The following is a 23874-nucleotide window of genomic DNA, read 5'->3' as shown; positions in this document are numbered from 1 at the left end:
AACATCAATCATAAATAAAAACACAGATAGATGGCACTTGATAAATACCAAGTATCATCTATCTGTGTTTTATATATTAGAATCCAATTTATACTCTTCGAAAATCTCTTCAAAGCACGTCAACGTCGCCTTTCCGTAGGTATGGTTACTGACTTCGTCAGTTTCATCTACAACCTCAAAACAGTGTTTTGAGCTGACTTCGTCAGTTCTATCCACAACCTAAAAACACTGTTTTGAGCAACCTGCGACTAGTTTCCTAATTTGCTCTCTGATTTTCATTGAGTATTATTTTGCATTTCTCTTTAAAGAAAAGTGGTCTGGGACGAGGTCCTTGCCTGTTTTCGACCAGGGATGGCAACGTAAAATCCGAGACAAGCCCATCAAGACACCCTTAAAGCCATGTTTTTCAATAGCCTGAATCATGTAATTGGAACAAGTAGGCTCAAAGCGACAAGAGGGGGGAAAGGCTGGCGAGATAAACCGTTGGTAAAAGCGCACAGGCGCTATTAAAATTCGTTTCATTATTTCTTGGTTACAGCCATGGTATGTAGTTGGCTGATTTCTTTTTTATTAAGACGACGGGATTCTCCTGGACGGAGTCCTGTCAAGTCTAGATGTCCAAAACGAGTCCGTGACAACTTGTCCACTTGGAGACCAACAGCTTCAAACATCTTTTTAACCTGGTGGTTACGCCCTTCATGGATAGTCAACTGCACCACAGAGCGGTTTTTAACTGGGTCCACTTTGAGAATCTCATAGACAGCTGGCTTGGTTTTCTTGCCATCAATCTCAAGTCCACGGGTCAAGGGGCGGAGATTGTCCTTATTGGCCACACCTTTAAGACGCGCGACATAAACCTTGTCAATCTCATTACGAGGGTGAATCATTTCATCCGTAAAGTCCCCATCATTGGTCAAAATCAAGACACCTGATGTATCCCAGTCCAAACGACCCACAGGGTAAATACGCTCTTTGACATTGGGCAAGAGGTCCACAACAGTCTTGCGGCCCTTGTCATCTGTCACACTGGAAATGACACCGCGTGGTTTGTTAAGCAGATAATAGACCTTTTCTTCGTTGTAGATAGGCTGGCCTTCAACTTCGACCTTGTCGCCTGACTTGATAGTGGTTGCTAGTTCACGTACCACTTGGCCGTTAACCGTCACCAAGCCTTGCTTGATCAACTCTTCTGCTTTTCTCCTACTGGCCACACCTGCGTGGGCAATATACTTATTGATTCTCATCTTCTTCTATCCTTTCACCAAATAATTGGCTTTCTTGGGCTTGAATCTCAAGCTCATCAATCACTGGTAATTCTTCTAAATGGTTTATCCCCATGTAATCTAGGAAATAATCCGTAGTCACATAGAGGTTGGGACGACCCAACACTTCTTTTTTCCCGTCTTCTCGTATCAAGTCAAAGGCCTGCAACTTTGCCAAGGCTCCACTCGAGTTGACCCCACGGATGGCATCAATCTCTATCCGTGTGATGGGCTGCTTGTAGGCAATGATGGACAAGGTCTCAAGGGCAGCCCGAGATAAACTCTGGTTGATAGGTGCCTTAGAGTATTCCTTCAAAATCTCTGCAAATTGAGGCTTGGTCACCAATCTATAAGCTCCCCCTGTCTCAATCAGAGCCAAACTGGAATCAGTGTCCTTTTCATACTTCTGGACTAATTTTTCTAAACTCTGTTGGATGCCTGTCGGTGGCAGAGAGAGGAGTTCAGCTAACTGACGGACCCGAATCCCATCTTCACCCGCTACAAACAAGAGCGCTTCTATTTTTGCTAAAGTACTCATCTTTCCTCTCTATCAAGTCTAGCTTTGAGCCACTTGACTTTCTTCCTTCTTTTCCATGAGATAAATATCTCCGAAACTCTCCTCTTGCACGAGGATCAACTCCTGGGTTTTGATTAACTCTAGGGTTGCCAAAAAGAGGGTGATGACCTCTTGGACATTCTGGGCTTCCTTAAACAAATCCTGCAAGCGCAATTGATCTCGTCCAGTCAAGGACTCTTTCACGATGACCATCATGTCCTCAATCTTATACTCATCCCGCAGGATAGTCGTGTGATTCTGTGCGAACTCCTCTTTTTTCTTGGCTAGGATATTTGAAAAAGCCAAAAAGAGGTCAATGGTCGTCTTGTCATGCACGAGCTCCGCATCTTCGTAAATCAACTCTGTCGGTGCTTTGGAATAGTACTGGGCCCGTTCTTGGTGCTTGGCTTCCAAGTGCTCACCCAAGAGCTTGAACTTGCGGTATTCTTCGATTTGAGAGAGAAGATCCTGCTCCAGGTCATCCTCCAAGTCTGTCACTTCTGCTACCTTTGGCAAAAGCTTGCGGCTCTTAATCAGCATGAGCTGACTGGCCATAACCATGTACTCACCCGTCACTTCCAGACGCATGGCCTGCAGGGTTGAGACATAGGCTAGATACTGTTCGATGACTTCTGTGATAGGCACATCGTAGATATCCATCTGGTACTTAGAAACCAGGTGCAAGAGCAAGTCCAGGGGCCCTTCAAAATCTTTTAATTTAATATCCATTATCTATATTTTTCTATGGTCAGGACTGTTTTTAATCCTAATTTTTTTGCAATTTCGTACAAATCGACCTTGTTTTCTATTTGTCTTAGAATGAACTGTTCCCGCAAGACTTGGGCTGATAAGGCTGGGAAACCCTGCTCCTTAACAAAGGACTCTAACTGACGAAAGGCCCACTGACGAGAATAGGCTTTCCCTCCCCTTTCAAAGAGGTAGGTCTGGCCCATCAAGGGTTCCAACTCTGAAAGCAAGGTTGTAGGAATGGTGACAATCCTCTGTTGGGAAGCCTTCTGGATTCGCAACACCTGAAAGTCCAGATTGATGTCCGCAACCTTGAGAGCTAAAATCTCACTCGGCAAGAGCCCCATTTCCAAGATAAGTAGAGCCAGTAAACGCCCCTCTGGATAATTACTTTCCTGCCAAAAAGAGTCTAGGTTTAACAATTCTGGCTTTACTGTCTTCTTTTCAGCTTGTTTAGCTAATTCCAAACGATAAAAGCTATCCACTTCTTCTTTTTGATAGAGAAAGTAGAGAAATTGATTACAGGCCGAAATCTTTCGCTTCTGGGCACTGATTTTTAGATTAGCTAGCTGGGCTTGGTAAATCTTGAGACTAGTCTCAGAAATCCGCTCGCCTACCAAATCTAAAAATTGTTCCAGATCATACTTATAGGACTGCTTGGAATTGGCAGATAAGCCCTGCTTCTCCTCTAAAAAGGCTGAAATCCTGGCTCTCATTTGCATCGAATCTCATATTCCTTACTAAAGTCATGCAAGAGGGCATTGACTGCCTTGAGGATAGACTTGCGCGTGATAATCCCTTGGAAAATCCCTGACGCATCCACAACTGGCAAGAAAGACTCATCTACCAGCTTGTGCAAGACCTCTGTAATGGTAAAATCTGGCGAAACAACCGCTACGTCCGTTTTGGTCATATGAACAATGTCCGTATCCGCCATGATTTCTTGACTCAAGTCATGCTCCATCTGATAAGCCATAATATCTCTGAGCCCAATCGTCCCAACAAACTGTTTTTCATCTGTCACAACGGGAACACGGGTATAGGTCATCTGACTGAGCAAGAGGGTCGCATGATCTGCATTGTGGGTATCAATCAACACAGCTAGATTTTCAGCGGGGGTCAAAAAAGTTTCCTCTTGCCCCAACAAGAAAGTCTCAAACTCCTTGGCAATCATCGGCTAAACTCCTTGGACAATCCCGGATACACCTCATGGTCTCGTGTCAAAAAGTCCACTTTGAAATAACTGTCATCAATTTCCACACGAGCATAAAGACATTCTCTGACGGTACCACGTGGTTGACTGATGGAACCTGGATTTAGAAAGAGGGTCTTGCCTTCCATCCAAGCACTTGGCACATGCAAGTGACCATAGAGGCAAATATCAGCCTCTTCCTCCTGAGCCCAGTAGTCCAACTTTTGAAAGTTGAAATTGATGTCAAACAAGTGACCATGGGTTTGAATAATCTTGGTCGAACCAAGCTCAGTCACCAAACGTTCTGGGTAGCCGGCGTAGAAGTCCATGTTCCCTTTAACAACACGGATGCCTTCCCAAAGGGGAGAATCGGGACGCATTTCAGAATCTCCGTTATGAAAAACGGCGTCAACTTTGCCCACATAGCGATCACGGATTTCTTCCACAATCAAGCTATCGCCATGGGAATCGCTCATTACAATGATGGTTTGCTTTGCCATGATGGAAATACCTCCAAAAGTTTCTTAACGGCTAAGGCACGGTGAGATTGGCTATTTTTTTCTTCCAGGGTTAATTCGGCTGATGATTTGCCTGTCTCTCCCACTAGGAAGAGAGGATCATAGCCAAAGCCATTTTCACCCTTAGCTTCAAAGTTAATGTAGCCAGGCCAGTCTGCTTCCACAACCAAACTTTCCTTGTTTGGACTGGCTACGACTAGAGTTGTGTGGAATTGAGCCGAGCGGTCCTTGAGTTCAAAGACCATGGCCAATTCGTGCAAAAGTTTAGCATTGTTTTCACGGTCAGTAGCTCCCACACCTGCGAAACGAGCTGACCAGACACCTGGCAAGCCACCTAGAACATCGACTTTGAGCCCCGAATCATCTGCCAGAACCATCTTGCCCGTTAATTGGGAAATGGTTTCCGCCTTGAGGCGAGCGTTTTCTTCGAAGGTCATACCTGTTTCTGCTACTTCAGGTAGGTCAGGATAGTCATTGAGATTTTCCACATCATAGCCTAGCTTGTCAAAGATAGCTCGAAATTCCTTGGTCTTGCCCTCGTTACGAGTCGCAATCAACAGGGTTTCTCTAACCTTGTTTGTCTCAAAGAAATCATGAACATTGACCCCTTCTTTGGGCAATTCCACATACAAGAGTTGCCCATTTTCAACTAAGAGAAAAGCCCCCTGACGTTGTATAATTTCCAAATTTCGTCCCATTTCTTGGTTGAGGATATCTACCACAAAAGACCATAAACGGTAGAGAGAACCATAGCGTAAAACAATCACAGAAATAGGAAAACCTCGATCCTCATCTCGAAATCTTTGGGCAAACTCTAATAGAGGAAAATCCAAGTCATCATCCGTCAACGTCCGGACGCCACCAAAAATACCATAGGACCCGACATACCAGTCCTGTTCATCCTTGTATTCATAAATTTTATTTGTCATAATTCTACATGCTCCACATGAATCTCTTTTTCCAGCCATTCTTCACCAATTTGTGCAAAACTTTGGCTGCTGGCTGTTGTGTAAAAACGGTGATGGAGTGGTCCGGAATCGCGACCACGATTGATTTCAAAATAATTAAGTAAGACTGAGATATCCCGTACGCACTCTGCTCCACTATCAATGAGCTGAACCTTGGGTCCCATGACATTTTGAATAATAGGTCTGAGCAGCGGATAATGGGTACAACCCAAAATCAGGCTATCCACCTTTCCAACCAAGGGACGCAGGGTTTCGTAAACAACTTTTTTGGTGACACTGGTTGACAGGGCACCAGACTCCACCAAGGGAGCAAACTTGGGACAGGCCAAACTCTCCACCTGTAAGTCCGGATCCAGATCATGGATTTTCTGACGGTAGATGTCTGATTGTACCGTCATGGGTGTTCCAATGACTCCGATTTTCCCACCTTGGCTGGACTTGATGGCTGCTGAAGCTCCTGGCAAAATCACACCTAGGACGGGAATATCTAGTTGAGCCTTGATTTCTTCCCAGACGACAGCAGTCGCAGTGTTACAAGCAATGACAATCATCTTGACATCCTTGGTCAAGAGAAAGTTGACCAACTGCCAAGTATATTCACGAATTTGCTCAGCAGGACGGGGCCCGTAAGGCGCCCGCGCCGAATCTCCAATATAGACGATTTCTTCATGGGGAAGCTGGCGCATGAGCTCGCGCACAACGGTCAAGCCCCCAACACCCGAATCCAAAAAACCAATTGGTCGATTATCCATACAGTCTTCTTTCTAGTCTTTTTTCTGATTGATAGTTCATTATGATTACTTTTCTTTAAGAACTGAAGGACAGCATAATAAACGACTATCTCTCTTAATCATAATCAAATATCAATAGAATGCAAGGAAAAAGTCTTATCCCTAAACCATAGCCAACATAGTGAGAAGTCTGGAACTTTCATCCCAGACTTTTCCTTATTTATTTTTTCTTTTTATTGTTAGCAAGGGCTGCTTTTTGTTGGCGGATGATTTGGTGGTAAACTTGTTGTACCTTAGCTTCGCTTGGTTTTTGACCATTTGCACTCAAAAGAGTACGAACTGCTTCAGCATTCAAACGTGGGTTGTCAGCGAATTCTTTTTCAATTTGCTTACGAACCAAGTACATTCCTCCAAGAGCTCCTCCTAGAAAAGCTAGCACAATCAATACAATTGCTAATAGTAAATCCATCATTTTTCTCCTGTTTCTTTTTGAGTCTCTTTCATTATACCATAAACTAGCCACCCTGACTAGTTTGTTCTACACTTTCAGGGATGGAATAGACAGCAAAAAGAACCCTGCTTTTCTGAAAAAAAAAGGGAACTTTTTTAGATTACAGAGTCAGTTAAGATAAGATGTCTCCCAAGCCTTAAGAGCAATACCCCATCAGCTTCTGTGTATTTCTTACTAACTGCTCCTTAAAAGCAAAACTGAAATTATAACTTTTCCAAAAACACTCTTAATCTCTTGTGGAATAATCCCACGCTATAGTTTTGCTCGTGCCTCAATCGGTGTATCATAATAACGTTTGTCTTTATCCAATGTAGCAATTTCTACCATTCTTCATAGTCAAAACCATCATAATCTGGATATTGTTCTGGTGGCGTTCCAACCGAACGTACGAGATAAGCTTCTTCGTCTTCCGCCTCGATTTCTCTCAGCACTTGACATTCGAAACGCCATTCATCACCGAAGTCGAAAATAAACTTAAATTTTTGTTTGACACTTAGGATATCCAGATAGACATTTTCCGTGTAACGTTCTTCAACATCGTCACTAACAAAGCTAAGAAAGTAAGAATCTGCATGACTCCACGCAACATTATCCATGAAAAATGCATGAGCATGATCGTTTTCAAAATCAAAACTCCATAAAATAACATCTGCTAGTTCCGCTAACGTTTTTGTTTTTGGAATCTGTATATGTCGGTAGCAACCTTTTCTAAATTTGACAGAAATAACCCAAGCTTCTACAGACGCTGGCTTTTCAGCCTCTATTTCTTTTTTTACTAATTTTAAGTGTACCATCATACCTCCAATAGCGAATCGATAGGATTGCTCTTAGGAAACATTCCCTCTCAGTCATTTTAACATAAGTTTGTCTAACTGTGGTATTTGAAACTAGATAATGCTTCTGTTTTACAAGAAACACTCTAATAAAGGCAAAGTGTTCTTGTTTTTTAAGTCGTATAAATTGTCGAAGCTGTCGCAATAGTGTGTCACTGATTGGCTGTTATGGCTGCGAAGTCCTTGTCTGCGTATTACGAGGGCAAGGCTCATTATTTTTCAACTTGTCTAGGAATAACAATAAACAAAAGCCTTACTATGACTGATAAGTCCACTCCTGCTAGAAAAATTGTCAGGGACAAGATGAGCCCTAATATTTTAATACCAATATCCCATTGCATCCAACGTTTTCGTTCTTGACTTAGCGCATGCATCTGAGCTACGTCATTCACTTCGTCCAAGGTACGATAATACCATAATACCGAAAAGGTTATGAGTAATACTCAATGAAAATCAAAGAGCAAACTAGGAAGCTAGCGCAGGTTGCTCAAAACACTGTTTTGAGGTGACAGATAGAGCTGACACGGTTTGAAGAGATTTTCGAAGAGTATTAATTTACATAGATAGCCAGTGTTTGATACGGTTTAAGTAGAATTTTCTCAGATACTTCTGCATCTTCATAGTTAGAAAGTAAAATTTGTCCATTTTGGTAGGCTTCTGGTAAGTCGATTTCCACTTCTGTGGCATAAAAGTTATTGAGCACTAGTAACTTTTGATCCTCATACTGGCGTTCAAAAGCGTAGACTTGCTGGCTATCTTCAAAGGCTGGTTTGTAACTCCCTTCTGAAATGATTGGCATTTCCTTACGCAGTCGAATCAAGTCTTGATAGAAGGTGAAAATTGGACCTTGAATTTCATTTTCTACGTTGATATCTTTATAGGATTTACCAACTTTCAACCATGGAGTACCTGTTGAAAATCCTGCATTTTCTGAAGCATCCCACTGCATAGGGATTCGTGAATTATCACGTGACTTAGCCTGAATGAGCTTGAAAGCTTCTTGCTGGCTTTTCCCTTCTTTCAAGAGCATCTAATAAGCATTGAGCGATTCGACATCCACATAATCATCCATGGAATCATAGTCAGGTTCAACCATGCCAATTTCCTCACCCATGTAGATATAAGGTGTCCCACGAGAATTTCGATTTGTCGATTTTGCAAAACGTAAGAAATAAAAGACTGAAACACTAGATTTCAGCCTTTTTCTTTATCCCAAAACCAATTCATCACTAACTAGGCTTTGGCCACTATTTTTCTGGAAGAGATGCATGAGATCTTCAACCGTCAGATGCTTTTTCTCCTCTCCCTTAACATCAACCACAATCTTTCCTTGATAGAGCATAATGAGACGATTTCCGTACTCGATTGCATGGTTCATATCATGGGTAATCATCAAAGTCGTCAACTGATGGGCTTCCACAATCTTTTGCGTCAAGTCCATCACCATTTGACTCGTTTTCGGGTCAAGTGCCGCAGTATGTTCATCCAGAAGCAAAAGTTTGGGCTTCACCAAGGCTGCCATGACTAGGGTCAAGGCCTGTCTTTGTCCTCCTGAAAGGTATTGAGTATCCACTTTCAAGCGATTCTCAAGACCAATATTCAACTCTTTTAAGGCTTCTTGGAACTGGATTCTATCCTTCTCCTTCACGCCCCAACCAAGCCCTCTCTTTTGCCCACGTCTCAAGGCAATAGCCATATTTTCCTCAATCGTCAAACGCGAAGCTGTTCCCATCTTAGGATCCTGAAAAACACGGGCGATATCCTTGGCTCTCTTTCTGACACTCAGATTTTTAATGGATTTACCTGCCAATAAAAGATCTCCTTCGTCCACCGATAGATTGCCAGCCAAGATATTCATCAAAGTGGATTTACCTGCTCCATTTCCACCGATTACAGAGATAAAATCTCCCTCTTCAACCTCTAAATCTAATCCTTTGAGGACATGGTTCTCATTGACCGTCCCTGCTTCAAATGTCTTGTGAATATTTTCAAGTGTTAATAAACTTGCCATAACTTTTTCCTCCTATTCATTTCTCAGTTTCAAACCACGAATCTTTAATCTCTTTTGCAACTCTGGTGCAAATAAAACCAAGGCAAGCAAGATTGCATTAAAGAGACGAACCAGGTTTTGATCTAGATTTGGAATTTCATAGATATTTAAAATAATCAAGCGGTAAACAATTGCGCCAATTCCAATAGATAATAAGCGGCCTCCAATGGTCAAGTCGTGTATCAAGACTTCCGCAATAATCACTGCACTCAAACCAACAACGATGGTTCCTGTCCCAGAAGTCACATCCGAAAATCCATCATTTTGGGCAAACAAGGAACCACATAGGGCAATCAAGCCGTTTGAAATCATGTAACCAACAATCTTCATGGTGTCTACATTGACCCCATTGGCCTCACTCATCGGAATATTGTCCCCAGTCGAACGCAAGACTAATCCAATCTCCGTTTTCATCAAAAGAGTCAAGACCAAACAAACAAGTAAGAGACAAACCAAGCTGAGCGTAAAAACAGCTTCTTCAGTTGTCAGCCCCAAGCTCGCCAATTGTTTAAAGACAGTTGAAGAATCTCCCAAGGAAAGATTGGGCACACTTCCCATGATTTTAATATTGATTGAATAAAGCCCTGTCAAGGTTACAATCCCTGTCAAGAGAGCTGGAATTTTCATCTTGGTGTGGAGCATTCCTGATACAAGACCAGCTACCATACCTGCCAGCAAAGCAAGTAAGGTCGCAATCCAAGGATTTGTCCCTGCCTGTATCTGTGATACGACGACAGCTGCACCCAGAGGAAAGGCTCCCTCAGCAGTCATATCCGCAATATCCAAAATACGGAAAGTCAAGTAGACCCCAATCGCCATAATCGACCACAATAAACCTTCTGATAAACTAGATAATACAAAACTCATCTTAAACCTCCTATTTCTTGCCCTCTAATTTACTAATATCAATTCCTAGTGCATCTGCCATTTCTTTATTGGTATGCAATTCCAGTTTTTCAGGCAACTCAACTGCTATATTTTCTGGCTTCTCACCTTTTAAAACACGAATCAGCATGCGAGCTGTCTGTCGTCCCAGTTCTTCATAATTGGTTCCGTAGTTATACAAGCCACCAACAGCAATCATTTCTGTTGAACCACCAAATACTGGAACCTTGTGTTTAATAGAAACCTGCTTGACTGTTTCCATGGTTGATGAAATGATATTATCCGTTGGTACAAAAACCATATCCACCTCTGCCATCAAGCTTTCTGCTGCCGCCTTGACGTTGTTACTGTCCAAGATTGTTTTTTCAACAACGGTAAAGCTTTTTTCTTCCAGAAGGCGCTTAGCTTCATCCTTTTGGACAACTGAGTTTGGCTCGCTCTGAGTATAGAGGATTCCAATCGTTTTAGCTTTTGGCAACACTTTCTTTATCAAATTGATTTGGGTTGAAATGGCATCTGATGACTGGTCACTTGTTCCAGTCACATTGCCCCCAGGATGCTCTCTTGACTCAACCAACTTGGCACTGACAGGATCTGTTACCGCTGAAAAGATAACAGGTGTCGTTTGTGTTGTATTAGCCAAACTCTGAGCAGAAGGCGTTGCGATGGCTAGAACGACATCACTAGATTCTGCTAGTTGCTGGGAAATGGTTTTTAGATTTCGTTGTTCTCCCTGTGCATTTTGCAAATCAATCTCGATATTTTTCCCTTCAACATAGCCTTGCTTGGCCAGCTCATCCACAAAACCTTCTCTAGTAGCGTCTAGAGACTGGTGGGTAATAAATTGTGAAATACCGATACGAAATACATCTTTTTTCTTATCTGCCTTCAACTGATGCAAACTGATCAGAGAGGTCAAGAGGATCCCCACTACCAAGAGGGGGGCTAGTAATTTTCGAACAACTTTCATAATGAAACTCCTTCTCAGAAAAGATAAAACAAAAAACCGCCTAGATAATATCTAAACGGATGCTTGAAATAATCTAACAAGTTATAACTTGGCTAGTCCATTTAGATATTCATCTATATGGACCACAATCAAAAATCTTAGCCACATAGATACAAACAAATTGCTTGAACTGTTTGCATCCATGGTGACATGTCTACAAACACTATCTAAAGTAGCTAAAGTAAAAGTTTTGATTCATTGTTACAGCTTGTCTTTTATTCATTTCTTTTTCTGCTTTCTTTTTTGATGTTTCCTATCTTACCACCTTTTTCATCACCTGTCAAGAATATTTCAGAATTTTTTAAAATTTTTCGAAAATTCTTTCATAATTCTTTCAATTCTTTTAGGATAATTTCAAAGATTTGCCCATTAGACAAAATAGAACGATTTGAAGACTTTTTTGGTATTTAGTTGTACTAGAGTCTTTTAAAAGTGTTTTGATGGCTTGTATTTCTTCTTTGGTTGATTTCATATCACTATTATATAATGCGTTTTGATTTTAGTATAGTATTAAACTGACTATTAGCAGTCGGACAAAAAATCGACAGTCATTTTATACTGTTTAAAACCAATAGTCAATACGACAATCTCTTTACTTTTCGGTTATCAACTCTGTAGATTGCTAACATATCCAAAATAAGCCAAGTATCCCGAGGATAAGCAGCAGAAATGAATTATTTATACTCTGGATACCACTTCAAATCACGAACTGCTTTGGCCATATCTGTTTCCTTAGCGCGTGCAAGACCTTGCTCTTGTGCTTTTTTAGCGACTGCTTCTGCTACTTTAATAGAAACATCTGCTACATACTTGAATGGTGGCAAGACAGGAGCTCCTGGTTGGCCTGGATTGACAATACCACTCAATGAATGCGCCGCTGCTCCAATCATTTCATCAGTCAAAAGACTTGCTTCAGAAGCCAGCATACCTAGACCAAGACCTGGGTAAATCAGGGCATTATTTGCTTGACCAATCACATAGTCTACACCTTTATAAGAAACCGTATCAGCAGGAATTCCTGTTGCGACAAAAGCTTTGCCATCTGACCATTCAATCAAATCTTTGGCACTAGCTTCTGCCAATTTAGTTGGATTTGACAAAGGGAAGATCATTGGACGTTCTGTGTTTTCACACATAGCTTCTACTATTTCTTTAGTGAAGGTATTAGGCTGAGTTGAAGTTCCTACAAGAATGGTTGGCTTCACAGTCTTCACTACTTCAAGCAGGTCAGTCAACTTATCTGCATTACTAAAGTCAGCACGTTTCTTAGCAAATGGTTTTTGCTCTGGTGTCAAGTCATCCATGTCATCAAAGAGAAGACCTTGCTTATCAACCATAAAGAACCGTTTATAGGCTTCTTCTTCAGAAAGACCTTCACTTACCATTTCACGAAGAATACGAGAGGCAATTCCTGCACCCGCAGTACCACCACCATAGCAGAGATAAACTTGATCTGTTAATTTTTCACCACTAATATCCAGCGAACCGAAGATACCACCCAAGGTAACGATTCCTGTACCTTGAATATCATCATTAAAGGTCGGAATTTGTTTCCGGTATTTTTCAAGAATATTGGCAGCATTCAAGCGGCCGAAGTCTTCCCAGTGAAGGTAGAGTTTAGGAAAGAGATGTTCTGCTGTTTGAACAAATTGGTCAATGAAGTCGTAGTAACGATCTCCGCGGACCCGTTCGTGACGATTTCCTAAGTAATTAGGATTGTTACGAAGTTCTTCACGGTTAGTCCCTGCATCAATAACTAAAGGAAGGACCATTGAAGGATCAATTCCAGCAGCACCCGTATAGACCATCAATTTCCCAACAGAAATATCGACACCATTTGTTCCCCAGTCGCCAATTCCAAGTATTCCTTCTGCATCTGTTACAACAATGAGACGAATCTCGCGACCCCCGGCAGCGTTTTTCAAAGTAGCTTCAATATTTTCAGGATGATTAATATCAAGATATCCCGCATATTGGGGAACTACAAAAAGATCACTATAGCCTTCAATCGTATCTGCAATGGTTGGATCATATACAATTGGATTGAATTCTTCTAAATGTTGAGAAAAGAGGTAATAGAAAAGAGTCCTGTTGGTATTAAAAATTTCCATTAGGAAAAGACGTTTTTCCAAATCATTGGCTTTTGTTTGCATTTGTGCATAAGTTTGCGCCGCTTGTTCTTCAATCGTTTGAACATACGGTGGCAGTAAACCAATAAGGCCTAGTTCCTTTCGCTCCTCTAAGGTAAAGGCAGTACCTTTATTGAGGAAAGGATTGTTTAAAATATCATGTGCAGTCATAGTGCAAGCTCCTTTTTACTTATATTATACCACATGAAACGAATTGTTCGTAAAACGTTGTTGTTTAAATAATACAATTGTATACGCATATGTTATAAATTTCTGAACTCATCAAACTCTCGATGATCTCTCTTTACTAAAAGTTTCGAGTAAAATAAACCAATCATACAAATTGACAATCCTAATTAAAATAAATATCATCTAGGTATGTTATGTAATACTTTGTATTTTTTAAGGTGTTTTTTGTCATATAAAACTTGTATTCTATTTATATGACAACTAAAAACTATTTACAACAATATATTTCCCAAAAAGTGAAATATTTTCGAACACAGAATAAAATGAGCCAGGAAGAACTTTCGGAACAAGCAGGACTCGGGCTTAAGTATATCAATCAACTTGAAAACCAAAATGTGAATCTGACCATTCACAGTCTTGAAAAAGTGATTGACGCCCTAGAAATGACCCCAGAGGAATTTTTCAATTTTGATAGCCTTGAATCAACCTCTGATAAGAGTGACAATCTTTCACTCAAAAGAATCAACATGAAGATTAAACAGCTCCCTATTGATAAACGAGAAAAAATGTTGGTCATTTTTGAAAGTATCTTAGATAATCTTTGAGATCCCTGACTCACTTACATTTTAACTGGTGAATACTCGTATAGTCAAATTGTAGGATACGGATAAAAATTATTTATCTGCTGTTTTCCACTTATTTTCCTTCTCCAACTAATGAAAGTGAACCCATATGAATTTAAAAGATCTACAATATTTTTATGATCTCTGCCAGCTTCAATCCTATACGGAAGTAGCAAAACAACATAAAGTCAGCCAACCATCTATTTCTTATGCTATCAAGCGCTTAGAGGAATCCTTTAACTGCAAATTGATTCACCATGACCCCTCGCATCGTTCCTTCAAGCTAACTCCTCAAGGACAAATCCTTCTAAAGCATACAGAACTGATTTTACCTGAGGTCATTTCTACTCGCAAAGAAATTAATCGCTCCTTGGCACAATACTCTACTGTAGGATTCCCTCCTATTATCATTCAGTATCTCTTTGCTGCCTTAAACGAAAAAGATAAATTCGATTTTTTAAAAAAGATACGCCCTATCCGTGGTGGCTCCGTAGAGTTATTAAACCTTCTCCTTAAGGGAGACCTTAATGCAAGCCTACTCGGTTTAATTGAACCACTCAATTATCCTTCAATAGAGTCACACGAGCTATTTCATAAAGAACTGTATGTCGTTTTATCTAAGAACCATCCTTTTGCCACTGCTCCTTCCCTCGCTTTTGAAGAATTAGCAGATCAATCCTTTATACTCTTAGACGAACACTTTGTTCACCTGAAAGCTTTTGAAACGCTTAATCAAAAGTATCAAAACAAGGCAGAAATATTCTTTAAGACTGATGACATTGCCATCCTTAAAGAACTTTTAAAGAAAGGGATTGGCCTTAGTTTACTGGCTGATATCGCACTTTCTGATGAAGATGATGATTTAATAAAAATTCCTCTTATACCGAAGGATAAGATAACTTTTACAGTTTATTACGCTTACCTTAAATCAGCTACACCGTCATCAGAAGTAGAAGCCTTATTTAATCTCCTTAAATCATATGAATAGAAAAAACTCTAACTATCAATGAATTGATAGCTAGAGTTTTTTACATTGTAGATATTATACTCAATGAAAATCAAAAAGCAAACTAGGAATCTAGCCGCAGGCTTCTCAAAACAGTATTTTGAGGTGGTAGATAGAGCTGACGTGGTTTGAAGAGATTTTCGAAGAGTATTAGACTATAGTAGATTGAAACTAGAGTAATACGCCGCGACTTCTAAACCTTTTCTAGAAATGAATTTGACTTTCCTAATAAAGTTGTTCAGATTTTATTTCATCTCACTATAATTCAATGATTTTCTAAGAATTCTATTTCTTTCGAAAATTCTTTCAGAACGCTTTCAAAGTTTTTCAAATCAGTCCAACAAAAAAAGGTTTATAATTCCCATAAAAATTGACATGGAAATTATAAAACCATTATTAGTTTAGTCCTTGTTGGTAACGTGCCAATTCGGCTTGGTTAGCCCAAACATAGTGACCTGGACGGATTTCAACCATGGATGGCTTATCAGTCTCATAATCGTGTTGACTTGGGTCGTAAACCTTCAAGACCTTCTTGCGTTCCAAGATTGGGTCTGGAATTGGTACCGCTGAAAGCAAGGCTTGAGTATATGGGTGAATTGGATTGTTAAACAATTCTTCTGTTTCTGCAACCTCTACAATAACACCCTTGTAAATAACTGCGATACGATCTGAAATAAAGCGAACGACCGACAAGTCATGGGCGATGAAGAGATAGGTCAAACCAAGTTCTTTTTGGAATTTTTTGAGCAAGTTCAAGACTTGGGCACGCACAGAAACGTCCAAGGCCGAAATTGGCTCATCCGCAATAACAAAGTCTGGTTGCATGACCAAGGCACGTGCAATACCGATACGTTGACGTTGACCACCTGAAAACTCATGAGGATAACGAGTCAAATGCTCAGCAAGCAGACCCACTTCACGGATAATATTTTTAACTTTCTCTTTACGTTCTTCTTCATCCTTAAACAGGCGGTGATTGTAAAGACCTTCAGAAATAATATAATCAACAGTAGCACGTTCATTCAAACTTGCTGCAGGGTCTTGGAAAATCATCTGGATACGACGAATCAACTCAGAAGCTTGTTCACGAGACTTCTTCCCGTTGATTTTTTGACCTTCAAAAATGATATCCCCATTACTAGTATCATTTAGACCGATGATAGCACGACCAATCGTTGTTTTCCCACTTCCTGACTCACCTACAAGCGAGAAAGTTTCTCCCTTGTTGATAAAGAAGTTAGCATTTTTAACCGCGACAAACTTCTTACTTCCTTCACCGAAGGAAATTTCTAAATCTTTTATTTCTACTAATTTTTCAGACATTTCCTTCCTCCTAGTCAGCCAGATGGGCAAATCCCATTTTTTCACGAATCTTATCGTGGAGATTTGCAATCACAGCTGGTTTTTCTACTTTTGGAGCATCCTCATGAAGTAGCCAAGTTTTAGCCCAATGTGTCTCTGATACTGAGAATTGAGGAGCTTTTTGTTCGAAGTCAATTTGCATTGCATAGTCTGAACGCAAGGCAAAGGCATCCCCTTTCAGGTCAGTATAAAGTGACGGAGGTGTTCCTGGGATTGAGTAAAGCTCCCCTTTATCATCAGCAAGCTGAGGCAAGCTAGACAAGAGACTCCATGTATATGGATGGCGAGGGTCATAGAAGACTTCCTCAACAGTTCCATACTCAACGATTTCTCCTGCATACATAACCGCTACCTTATCCGCAATACTTGCTACCACACCAAGGTCGTGGGTGATAAAGATTGTTGTGAAATGGTACTCGTTTTGTAAAGATTTTAGCAAATCAATAATCTGTGCTTGGATGGTTACATCCAAGGCAGTCGTTGGCTCATCACAGATCAAGACATCAGGTCGGCAGGCAAGGGCAATCGCAATAACGATACGTTGACGCATTCCTCCAGAATATTGGAATGGGTATTCATCAAAACGTCTATCTGCATCTGGAATCCCAACCTTATTCATGTAGTCAATGGCCAATTCTTTTGCTTCTTTAGCTGTTTTTCCTTGGTGTTTTACAATAACTTCAGTAATCTGACTACCAATTGTTTTAATTGGGTCCAAACTAGTCATTGGATCTTGGAAGATAGTCGCAATCTTAGCACCACGAATTTGTTCCCAATCCTTGTGAGAAGATAAGGCTGTCAAATCTTGACCACGGTAGTCAATACTTCCTTGAGCAATGCGACCATTTTCTTCGAGCATACCTGTGAAGGTCTTTGTCAAAACAGATTTTCCTGATCCTGACTCACCTACCAAGGCTAATACTTCTCCTTCAACTAGTTCAAGGGAAACGCCGCGAATGGCTGTCAATACTTTGTCACGAACGTCAAATTCCACGACAATATCGCGAGCAGTCAAAATTACATTTTTTTCTTTTGTCATTTCTACTCCTATCTATGTGTACGTGGATCACTAGCATCCGCTAAGTTTTGACCAACTACGAAAAGGGACAAGGATACCAAGACAAGGGTTGTCAATGGAATCCAGAACAAGTAAGCATTAGTTGTTACGTTTTGTGAATAATCCGAAATCAAACGACCCAAACTTGGCACGGTAATCGGTAATCCAAGACCGAAGAATGACAAGAAGGCTTCATATGAGATAAAGCTTGGAAGCATTTGAGTCATGGTTGTCACAATAACAGATACCAATTGTGGCATAATATTTTTGGCAACAATCTTCAAGGTTGGTGTTCCCAAAGTGCGTGATGCCAAGTTGTATTCCAAATCACGGTAACGCAAGATTTGCACACGAATCATGAAGGCAATCCCAATCCATGTTGTTACACTCATGGCAAAAATCAGATTCCAGAATCCAGCTCCGATTGAGTAAGTCAAGACAATGACAATCAAAAGAGATGGGATGTTTGAGATGACGTTGTAAACTTCCATCATCACGCGGTCAACTGATTTTGAAATTCCCCAAATACCACCGACAAAAACACCGATAACCAAGTTAATCACTGTCGCAATCACAGAAATGAGGATAGAGTTACGAGCTCCGAACCAGACACCGTCAAAGAGAGATTTACCGTTACTGTCTGTACCGAACCAATGCTCAGCATTTGGCTTGATATAACGAGCACTAAAGTCGTTTACCTTGCTGACATCATTGAAATCAAACTTAGAAAACATTGGGTAGATGAAACTCATCAAAATGATAGCTACCAAGATTCCCAACATGACTACAGTTGATTTTTTCTTCATAAATTGTCTAAACACTGAACCCCAGTATGAATAAGCTGGCGCATCAATGGCTTCAGAGGCAAAATCGTCACGTTTTACAAACTGAAATTTTTCTTTATCGATTGTAGACATTATTTGCCTCCTTTCTCAGTCAATTTAATACGTGGATCAATAATCGTCATCCAAATATCTCCCAAAAGAAGTGAGAAGATAGAAATACATGTAAAGATGAAGACAAGACCTACGACCATAGAGTTATTAGATGCTTTTACAGAGTCAATCAACATTTTACCCATACCTGGGAAGGCGAAGACTGTTTCAGTAAGGGTTGCACCACCAATAACCCCGATAACAGCACCAGGAATTCCTGAAACCAGCGGAACCATGGCATTTTTAAAGATGTGTTTGTTTGAAATTTCTTTTTCAGACAAACCTTTTGCACGAGCAAAACGAACAAAGTCTTGTGATTGCAAGTCAATCATATAACGACGAATCCAAATAGCGGTACCAGGAGCACCCAACAAACCAAGGATAACTGCTGGTAAAACATACGAACGCCAATCTCCAGCACCCAAGATAGGGAATGAATCTGGCAAACCGATTGAAGAACCAGCCAAACGAACGATATAAACCAAGGCAATTGTTGGAAGAGCCATCAAGAAGGTCAAAGCCCCTGTTGAAAAGCTATCAATCCAAGTATTCTTGAAGCGAGCCATAGCTGAACCAAGTGGCACGGCAATCGCATAAGAAATCACCAAACCAATCAATCCAACGACTGCAGAGCTAGCAATCATAGAAGGATATTGGTAGTTACTTTCAGTTGCAGTATATGGATCATCTTTCCCATAGTTAGCCACTTCACGAGAGTCAGCCTGACTAGGTGATTTGTAGGTTCTTGAGTAAATATTTACAGAAGAAGTTTTCTTACCTGTTGGGAACTGAACTTGAGATGTTTTTGTTTGCCCTTGTCCTTGAGTAATAACCTGTAAAACAGGGCTATTAGCATAGGTTGGATAAGAGTCACCTAAATTAATGTTCACAAAGTTTTGATGCACAAATGGGAACTGACTGTTGAAGTACAAGAGATATTTGTGTTTAGTTCCTGAACCAACCAAGGACCATCCGATAGCTGGATCATTTTCAAAACGAAGGTAACGTTTCAAGTCTGGATTCTCAGGGTCTTGAATTTTATTTGTATGGTCAATGTCAATCAAGTTAGCATAGAAGTGAAAAACACGTTCAAAAATCGGGATTTCACGAGTAGCGTAGAATTGGCCACTTTCAGTAAATTCCCCCAAGGTCCAACCATGACCGATTTGTTTGATGTATTTTTCGTAGATAGCCTTGTTGGTGTCATTAGCTTCAACGGTTACAGAAGCATCCATCTGGCTAGCTTTTTCTTGCAACTCTTTGGTATCGTAGTACTCGATATAGCCCATACGCTCATAAACAGTATTCTCATAGTTATCACGTTTATCAGCCGTTGTCGCAATCTTGTTGTAGTTGGTATCCTGTTTGAAAATCAATTTTCGAGGAACCATTGTATAGATAATCGTGTAAGTCAAGGTTGTTACTAAGAAGATAGAAACCAATGACCGCAAAACACGCATAAAAATATATTTTTTCATATCATTTCCTTTAAAAATCCCAAAAGAACCTTCTCCTCATGGAGAGAAAGTTCTATTGAAAATTATTTACTTCACATGACTTGCCAATTCTTTTTGAGCTTTCTCGTTTGACTCAGTCTTTTCTTTCAACCATTTTTCACGAGCTTTTTCATACTCTTCTTTGGTGATTGCTTTTTCACCAACTTCAGTGTACTTCAAGTAGCCTGAATTTTCACCTTTAAGGCCGGCTACAGAATATGAAGAGCTAAATGGTAGAACTTTTGAAACATATGAAACGGCTGTTTCTTTAGGAGAAGCCATTACTGGAATTGTCAAAGCATTGTCAGTCAACCAAGCTTGTGCTACCGCGTATTTTTCATAACGTTTTTGAACATCTTGGTTTTCGCTGTTTGCGTCATCAAGTAATTTTCCATAGTCAGCTAAACCAAGTTTGCTTACTACTGATGCATCTGTGTTTTGGTCAATACCAAGGTAAAGACGAGTACTTCCTCCCTTAAGGACGAATTGATCCAAGAAAGTAGAAGGATCTTGATAGTCAGGGTTCCATCCTAGCAAGGTATGGATATCCCAGTCTTGTTCTTTAGCTGTTGGAGCGCTAAATGAAATTGGTAAAGCTTCTGCTTGAGTCATTTGTTGTAAGTCTACAACAACATTATCTGAACCCAATACTTTTTCAATTGATTGTTTCAATGATTGAACACGGTTTACAACCGCTGTTGATTCTTGGATAACCAAGGCATCCAAGTGGATTGGGAATTCAACACCTTCAGCTTGCAAGCTTGATTTAGCTTTAGCAAAGACTTCTTTAGCTTTTTCTTCATTGTAAAGGCCATTTTGAGAATCTGCTAGAGACACGTTTGACCAAGTAGAAGAATTTGTCTTAGCCAAGCTATCTTGTACCAATTCACCAAATGTTTTCTTACCAACTTGAAGATTATATGGTGCAAATGTATTACGGATGGCTACTGCAGCTCCATCAGTACCATTTGTTTGAGCTGAGTAAGAATTGCGATCGACAGCAAAGTTCAAGGCTTGACGGAATTCCTTGTTTAGCAATGCTTTCTGAGTAGATGTCTTTTGAGCATCACTTGTTTTGGCAGTGTGGTTATAGGTTGTACGGCCATAGTTCAAGCTGACAGTTGCAACACCCGCTCCTGGTTCATTAAAGTAAATGTTATCTTTGAAGTCAGCTGCATATTTTTCATATGTAGAACTTGTAGGGAAGATACGAGCCTTGCTATATTGACCATCAGAAAAACCTTTGGCAATTACATCTTGATCCTTACCATCCCAGAAAGTGAACTTAACGTTCTCAATTTTTACATTTTCTTTGTCCCAGTAAGCGTCATTTTTAGCCATCTCGATAGATGATTTAGGAGTTACAGCCTTCAAGACAAATGGACCGTTATAAAGAATAGAGTTAGCATCTGTTGGGGCACCAAAACCTTCCCCTTTTGAAGTTAAGAATTCTTCATTAACCGGCATCAACACACCACTAGTTGTCTTGTCATTCCAGAAAGTTTCTGGCTGGTTCAAGGTATATTCTAGTGTTTGATCATCAAGCGCTTTTACTCCAACGGTTGAAAAATCGCTTGTTTCACCCTTGATATAGGCTTCTAATCCCTTAATAGAAGAGCTAACGATTGAAAGTCCTTTTGATTTTCCATCTACAGCATGTTTCAAACCAGTAACGAAGTCTTTAGCAGTGACAGGAGCGTACTCTTCTCCCTCTGCAGTTACCCATTTAGCATCCTTACGGATTTTATAAGTATAAGTCAAACCATCTTTTGAAACTGTCCATGATTCAGCAATAGAAGGAACCAGATTACCATATTTATCGTTAGCCAACAAACCATCTACAGCATTTGTTGTGACGAAAGATGTTGAATCGATATTGCTGACGATATAATCCAAAGTTTCTGGATCTGTTTGATAAACATATTGGTAATCTTTTGCTAATTTAGCATTATTTGAACTAGTGTTTGAACACGCAGCTAGAACTCCTGACGCTAATAAGGTAGCTCCCGCTACAGCAAGCACTTGACTTTTTTTCATTTATTTACTCCTCTTATAAATAAAGTATAGGTTATCATCAATTATATCATAGATTTCAAGAAAAGTAAACGAATTTTCAGAATATTTAGGCTTATTGACACAAAAAATCTGAAAAAGCTATTGACTGAAAACCATTTTCAAGGTATAATAATAAACGTTAAGGCGGTATAGCCAAGTGGTAAGGCACGGCTCTGCAAAAGCTTGATCGTCGGTTCAAATCCGTCTACCGCCTTTCAATACCGAATTTATCGGAATTTATCAAGACAGAAAGCCCAATTTAAAGGGCTTTTTTCTTTTTCCTCGAATAAATACGTATAACTTTAAAAAACTTTTGGGGCAAGGTTGGGGCTGAGTTTTTCGAGGATACTATTCCCTTTTAAAACAACTGAAAAAAGCTTTGTCACTCATGATGACAAAAGCCTCTAATTTACTCTGTTTCTTCTTCTATTTCGACTTCTGTGATTTGGACTTTTACCTTGGTAACACGTCCATTTTTCACTTTATCATTGGTTAGGATAAGCTGTTTGTTTTGGCTGACTAATTCATAACTGAGTTTCTCAGTCGTTGGAATGGTCCCAACTCCTGTCAAATAATAACCAGCGATGGTATCAACGTCATCACTTGCCAGTTCAACATCAAAGTAGTCATTAAAATCATTGAGATTCATGGTACCTTGAACAATATAAGTATCTTCTCCGATTTGATGAACTTCGATTTCAGCCTTATCTGTTTCGTCATCGATTTCCCCAACGATTTCCTCTAAGAGGTCTTCTAGGGTCACCAAACCAGCCATCCCACCGTATTCATCTAGCAAGATTGCCATTTGTCTTTGGGTATTGCGCAATTCTTTTAACAAGTCATCCACAAAAATAGTTTCAGGAACAAAAAGTGGATCTTGTAAGATTTTCTTCCAAACAATATTGTCAAAACCCTCCACAAAGCCCGCCTTAAGGAGACTCTTGGTGTGAATGATGCCAATCACGTTATCCTTGTCTCCATCATAGACAGGGATACGAGAATAATTTTGTTTTAAAATACTTTGGATGATGGTTTGACTATCATCCTGAATATCGACCATAAAGGCATCCGTTCGAGGAACCATGACTTCTCTGGCCATCAGTTCATCTAGTGAAAAAATCCCTTGTAACATCTCAATTTCGTCAGCATCTAGTGTTTCTTCACTATTTGTCAGCATGTACTCAATTTCATCACGGGTCATTTTTTCATCAGCATCGTCAAAGGTCATCGGAGTCAAGCGACTCAAGAGATTGGTAGATGCAGATAAGAGCCAAACAAAGGGACTAACTAGTTTTCCCAGTCCAATAATAACTGGCGCTGTACGAATCGCCAAGGCATCCTTTAGATTAAGAGCGATTCTCTTAGGATACAATTCCCCAAAAACGATGGAAATATAAGTCAAAAATGCTAAAGACAGAAAACTTGCAACGGCATAAGCTGTTTCACCATTTCCCAGCCAAGATGCAATTTCTCGTCCCAGAGTGTCTGCCAAACTCGCCCCTGATAAGATCGTAATCAGGGTAATCCCTACTTGAATGGTTGATAAAAAGTGATTAGGATTTTCTAGTACCTTCAGCAGACGGATATAGCGTCTATCTCCTTCTTCTGCCTTTTGTTCAACCCGCGCACGGTTAAGTGAAACCATGGCCATTTCTGTGGCTGAGAAAAAGGCATTTAACACCGTCAAGATAAACAATAAAACTAATTGTAGCAACAAATTCTGACTACTTGGGTCTTCCATAGTTCTTCTCCTAAAATAG

24 protein-coding genes, 1 tRNA gene and 2 pseudogenes are annotated in these 23874 nt (G+C 40.2%); 3 read left to right on the top strand and 24 right to left on the bottom strand.

The genetic code is table 11. The features are described from left to right. Positions 1-69: 69 nt before the first annotated feature. The 18 genes and pseudogenes from QM424_RS07480 to QM424_RS07395 form a co-directional block, all read right to left on the bottom strand. Entirely contained in the window at positions 70-216 is a 147-nt protein-coding gene (locus tag QM424_RS07480) for a hypothetical protein (RefSeq protein ID WP_414393989.1), read from the bottom strand. A 69-nt stretch (positions 217-285) separates the two neighbouring features. Continuing rightward, positions 286-522, bottom strand: a complete 237-nt coding sequence (gene yidD / locus QM424_RS07475) for a membrane protein insertion efficiency factor YidD (protein ID WP_414393987.1) — start codon at positions 520-522, stop codon at positions 286-288. Continuing rightward, positions 522-1244: a pseudouridine synthase gene (locus tag QM424_RS07470; RefSeq protein WP_054376474.1), complete on the bottom strand. Its 723-nt coding sequence runs from the start codon at positions 1242-1244 to the stop codon at positions 522-524. Before QM424_RS07470 ends, yidD begins: the two co-directional genes overlap by 1 nt. Beyond that, on the bottom strand, positions 1231-1800 hold the full coding sequence (scpB, locus tag QM424_RS07465) for an SMC-Scp complex subunit ScpB (RefSeq protein WP_414393984.1): 570 nt from the start codon (positions 1798-1800) through the stop codon (positions 1231-1233). Before scpB ends, QM424_RS07470 begins: the two co-directional genes overlap by 14 nt. A gap of 18 nt (positions 1801-1818) precedes the next feature. Beyond that, positions 1819-2547: a segregation/condensation protein A gene (locus QM424_RS07460; RefSeq protein ID WP_045605577.1), complete on the bottom strand. Its 729-nt coding sequence runs from the start codon at positions 2545-2547 to the stop codon at positions 1819-1821. Beyond that, complete coding sequence (gene xerD, locus QM424_RS07455) at positions 2547-3281, bottom strand: site-specific tyrosine recombinase XerD (RefSeq protein WP_414393982.1); 735 nt, start codon at positions 3279-3281, stop codon at positions 2547-2549. The genes QM424_RS07460 and xerD overlap by 1 nt, the downstream gene beginning before the upstream one ends. Continuing rightward, positions 3278-3739 carry a cyclic-di-AMP-binding protein CbpB gene (gene cbpB, locus QM424_RS07450; RefSeq protein ID WP_000560716.1) on the bottom strand — a complete coding sequence of 154 codons (462 nt, stop codon included), beginning with the start codon at positions 3737-3739 and terminating at the stop codon, positions 3278-3280. The genes xerD and cbpB overlap by 4 nt, the downstream gene beginning before the upstream one ends. Then, entirely contained in the window at positions 3736-4257 is a 522-nt protein-coding gene (locus QM424_RS07445) for a metallophosphoesterase (RefSeq protein ID WP_414393980.1), read from the bottom strand. The genes cbpB and QM424_RS07445 overlap by 4 nt, the downstream gene beginning before the upstream one ends. Next, positions 4233-5204: a nucleoside-triphosphate diphosphatase gene (locus QM424_RS07440; RefSeq protein WP_414393978.1), complete on the bottom strand. Its 972-nt coding sequence runs from the start codon at positions 5202-5204 to the stop codon at positions 4233-4235. The genes QM424_RS07445 and QM424_RS07440 overlap by 25 nt, the downstream gene beginning before the upstream one ends. Beyond that, complete coding sequence (gene racE / locus QM424_RS07435; RefSeq protein WP_050972309.1) at positions 5201-5995, bottom strand: glutamate racemase; 795 nt, start codon at positions 5993-5995, stop codon at positions 5201-5203. The genes QM424_RS07440 and racE overlap by 4 nt, the downstream gene beginning before the upstream one ends. A gap of 199 nt (positions 5996-6194) precedes the next feature. Further along, positions 6195-6443, bottom strand: a complete 249-nt coding sequence (locus QM424_RS07430; protein ID WP_000364990.1) for a YneF family protein — start codon at positions 6441-6443, stop codon at positions 6195-6197. Between the two features lie 362 nt (positions 6444-6805). Further along, positions 6806-7279, bottom strand: coding sequence for an IS1096 element passenger TnpR family protein (locus QM424_RS07425; RefSeq protein ID WP_414393976.1), 474 nt, complete (start codon positions 7277-7279; stop codon positions 6806-6808). A gap of 589 nt (positions 7280-7868) precedes the next feature. Beyond that, positions 7869-8456 (bottom strand): annotated as a pseudogene (locus QM424_RS07420) (alpha-amylase family glycosyl hydrolase); the annotation flags it as partial. A gap of 69 nt (positions 8457-8525) precedes the next feature. Further along, positions 8526-9329, bottom strand: a complete 804-nt coding sequence (locus QM424_RS07415; RefSeq protein WP_164226991.1) for an ABC transporter ATP-binding protein — start codon at positions 9327-9329, stop codon at positions 8526-8528. A 12-nt stretch (positions 9330-9341) separates the two neighbouring features. After that, complete coding sequence (locus QM424_RS07410; RefSeq protein WP_102210573.1) at positions 9342-10235, bottom strand: ABC transporter permease; 894 nt, start codon at positions 10233-10235, stop codon at positions 9342-9344. 10 nt (positions 10236-10245) lie between these two features. Beyond that, on the bottom strand, positions 10246-11223 hold the full coding sequence (locus QM424_RS07405) for an ABC transporter substrate binding protein (RefSeq protein ID WP_414393972.1): 978 nt from the start codon (positions 11221-11223) through the stop codon (positions 10246-10248). Positions 11224-11614: 391 nt separating this feature from the next. Next, positions 11615-11734 (bottom strand): annotated as a pseudogene (locus QM424_RS07400) (IS630 family transposase); the annotation flags it as partial. A 202-nt stretch (positions 11735-11936) separates the two neighbouring features. Continuing rightward, entirely contained in the window at positions 11937-13562 is a 1626-nt protein-coding gene (locus tag QM424_RS07395; protein WP_414393970.1) for a malolactic enzyme, read from the bottom strand. A gap of 272 nt (positions 13563-13834) precedes the next feature. Here QM424_RS07395 and QM424_RS07390 point away from each other — a divergent pair, with 272 nt between their 5' ends. Together QM424_RS07390 and QM424_RS07385 are read left to right on the top strand one after the other, a co-directional pair. Next, positions 13835-14185: a helix-turn-helix domain-containing protein gene (locus tag QM424_RS07390; protein ID WP_000208712.1), complete on the top strand. Its 351-nt coding sequence runs from the start codon at positions 13835-13837 to the stop codon at positions 14183-14185. Positions 14186-14312: 127 nt separating this feature from the next. Further along, positions 14313-15191 carry a LysR family transcriptional regulator gene (locus QM424_RS07385; RefSeq protein WP_414393968.1) on the top strand — a complete coding sequence of 293 codons (879 nt, stop codon included), beginning with the start codon at positions 14313-14315 and terminating at the stop codon, positions 15189-15191. 414 nt (positions 15192-15605) lie between these two features. Here QM424_RS07385 and QM424_RS07380 read toward each other — a convergent pair whose 3' ends face one another. The 5 genes from QM424_RS07380 to QM424_RS07360 form a co-directional block, all read right to left on the bottom strand. Continuing rightward, on the bottom strand, positions 15606-16532 hold the full coding sequence (locus tag QM424_RS07380; RefSeq protein WP_414393966.1) for an ATP-binding cassette domain-containing protein: 927 nt from the start codon (positions 16530-16532) through the stop codon (positions 15606-15608). A gap of 10 nt (positions 16533-16542) precedes the next feature. Then, the gene (locus QM424_RS07375; protein ID WP_115904626.1) at positions 16543-17610 is read right to left on the bottom strand and encodes an ABC transporter ATP-binding protein; all 1068 of its coding nucleotides are present in this window, start codon (positions 17608-17610) and stop codon (positions 16543-16545) included. Between the two features lie 8 nt (positions 17611-17618). Then, complete coding sequence (gene oppC, locus QM424_RS07370; RefSeq protein WP_000103691.1) at positions 17619-18545, bottom strand: oligopeptide ABC transporter permease OppC; 927 nt, start codon at positions 18543-18545, stop codon at positions 17619-17621. Continuing rightward, a complete protein-coding gene (locus tag QM424_RS07365) occupies positions 18545-20041 on the bottom strand; it encodes an ABC transporter permease (RefSeq protein ID WP_000759914.1) in 1497 nt (498 codons plus the stop codon). Before QM424_RS07365 ends, oppC begins: the two co-directional genes overlap by 1 nt. Positions 20042-20107: 66 nt before the next feature. After that, positions 20108-22096: a peptide ABC transporter substrate-binding protein gene (locus QM424_RS07360; RefSeq protein WP_261055401.1), complete on the bottom strand. Its 1989-nt coding sequence runs from the start codon at positions 22094-22096 to the stop codon at positions 20108-20110. Between the two features lie 161 nt (positions 22097-22257). Between QM424_RS07360 and QM424_RS07355 the strand changes: the two genes are divergently transcribed. Next, positions 22258-22328, top strand: a tRNA-Cys gene (locus QM424_RS07355). A 195-nt stretch (positions 22329-22523) separates the two neighbouring features. Here QM424_RS07355 and QM424_RS07350 read toward each other — a convergent pair. Next, entirely contained in the window at positions 22524-23855 is a 1332-nt protein-coding gene (locus QM424_RS07350; protein ID WP_414393963.1) for a hemolysin family protein, read from the bottom strand. Positions 23856-23874 lie beyond the last annotated feature (19 nt).

Source organism: Streptococcus mitis, assembly GCF_047464945.1.
GTDB classification, from domain to species: domain Bacteria; phylum Bacillota; class Bacilli; order Lactobacillales; family Streptococcaceae; genus Streptococcus; species Streptococcus mitis_EA.
Note: the sequence above shows the minus strand (reverse complement) of the source record. Positions and strands in the feature narration are given on the sequence as shown.

What these genes read in the sequence shown, in the direction of transcription:
- yidD (WP_414393987.1), bottom strand. Translation starts at nt 522, where the DNA reads ATGAAACGAATTTTAATAGCGCCTGTGCGCTTTTACCAACGGTTTATC.
- QM424_RS07470 (WP_054376474.1), bottom strand. Translation starts at nt 1,244, where the DNA reads ATGAGAATCAATAAGTATATTGCCCACGCAGGTGTGGCCAGTAGGAGA.
- scpB (WP_414393984.1), bottom strand. Translation starts at nt 1,800, where the DNA reads ATGAGTACTTTAGCAAAAATAGAAGCGCTCTTGTTTGTAGCGGGTGAA.
- QM424_RS07460 (WP_045605577.1), bottom strand. Translation starts at nt 2,547, where the DNA reads ATGGATATTAAATTAAAAGATTTTGAAGGGCCCCTGGACTTGCTCTTG.
- xerD (WP_414393982.1), bottom strand. Translation starts at nt 3,281, where the DNA reads ATGAGAGCCAGGATTTCAGCCTTTTTAGAGGAGAAGCAGGGCTTATCT.
- cbpB (WP_000560716.1), bottom strand. Translation starts at nt 3,739, where the DNA reads ATGATTGCCAAGGAGTTTGAGACTTTCTTGTTGGGGCAAGAGGAAACT.
- QM424_RS07445 (WP_414393980.1), bottom strand. Translation starts at nt 4,257, where the DNA reads ATGGCAAAGCAAACCATCATTGTAATGAGCGATTCCCATGGCGATAGC.
- QM424_RS07440 (WP_414393978.1), bottom strand. Translation starts at nt 5,204, where the DNA reads ATGACAAATAAAATTTATGAATACAAGGATGAACAGGACTGGTATGTC.
- racE (WP_050972309.1), bottom strand. Translation starts at nt 5,995, where the DNA reads ATGGATAATCGACCAATTGGTTTTTTGGATTCGGGTGTTGGGGGCTTG.
- QM424_RS07430 (WP_000364990.1), bottom strand. Translation starts at nt 6,443, where the DNA reads ATGGATTTACTATTAGCAATTGTATTGATTGTGCTAGCTTTTCTAGGA.
- QM424_RS07425 (WP_414393976.1), bottom strand. Translation starts at nt 7,279, where the DNA reads ATGGTACACTTAAAATTAGTAAAAAAAGAAATAGAGGCTGAAAAGCCA.
- QM424_RS07415 (WP_164226991.1), bottom strand. Translation starts at nt 9,329, where the DNA reads ATGGCAAGTTTATTAACACTTGAAAATATTCACAAGACATTTGAAGCA.
- QM424_RS07410 (WP_102210573.1), bottom strand. Translation starts at nt 10,235, where the DNA reads ATGAGTTTTGTATTATCTAGTTTATCAGAAGGTTTATTGTGGTCGATT.
- QM424_RS07405 (WP_414393972.1), bottom strand. Translation starts at nt 11,223, where the DNA reads ATGAAAGTTGTTCGAAAATTACTAGCCCCCCTCTTGGTAGTGGGGATC.
- QM424_RS07395 (WP_414393970.1), bottom strand. Translation starts at nt 13,562, where the DNA reads ATGACTGCACATGATATTTTAAACAATCCTTTCCTCAATAAAGGTACT.
- QM424_RS07390 (WP_000208712.1), top strand. Translation starts at nt 13,835, where the DNA reads ATGACAACTAAAAACTATTTACAACAATATATTTCCCAAAAAGTGAAA.
- QM424_RS07385 (WP_414393968.1), top strand. Translation starts at nt 14,313, where the DNA reads ATGAATTTAAAAGATCTACAATATTTTTATGATCTCTGCCAGCTTCAA.
- QM424_RS07380 (WP_414393966.1), bottom strand. Translation starts at nt 16,532, where the DNA reads ATGTCTGAAAAATTAGTAGAAATAAAAGATTTAGAAATTTCCTTCGGT.
- QM424_RS07375 (WP_115904626.1), bottom strand. Translation starts at nt 17,610, where the DNA reads ATGACAAAAGAAAAAAATGTAATTTTGACTGCTCGCGATATTGTCGTG.
- oppC (WP_000103691.1), bottom strand. Translation starts at nt 18,545, where the DNA reads ATGTCTACAATCGATAAAGAAAAATTTCAGTTTGTAAAACGTGACGAT.
- QM424_RS07365 (WP_000759914.1), bottom strand. Translation starts at nt 20,041, where the DNA reads ATGAAAAAATATATTTTTATGCGTGTTTTGCGGTCATTGGTTTCTATC.
- QM424_RS07360 (WP_261055401.1), bottom strand. Translation starts at nt 22,096, where the DNA reads ATGAAAAAAAGTCAAGTGCTTGCTGTAGCGGGAGCTACCTTATTAGCG.
- QM424_RS07350 (WP_414393963.1), bottom strand. Translation starts at nt 23,855, where the DNA reads ATGGAAGACCCAAGTAGTCAGAATTTGTTGCTACAATTAGTTTTATTG.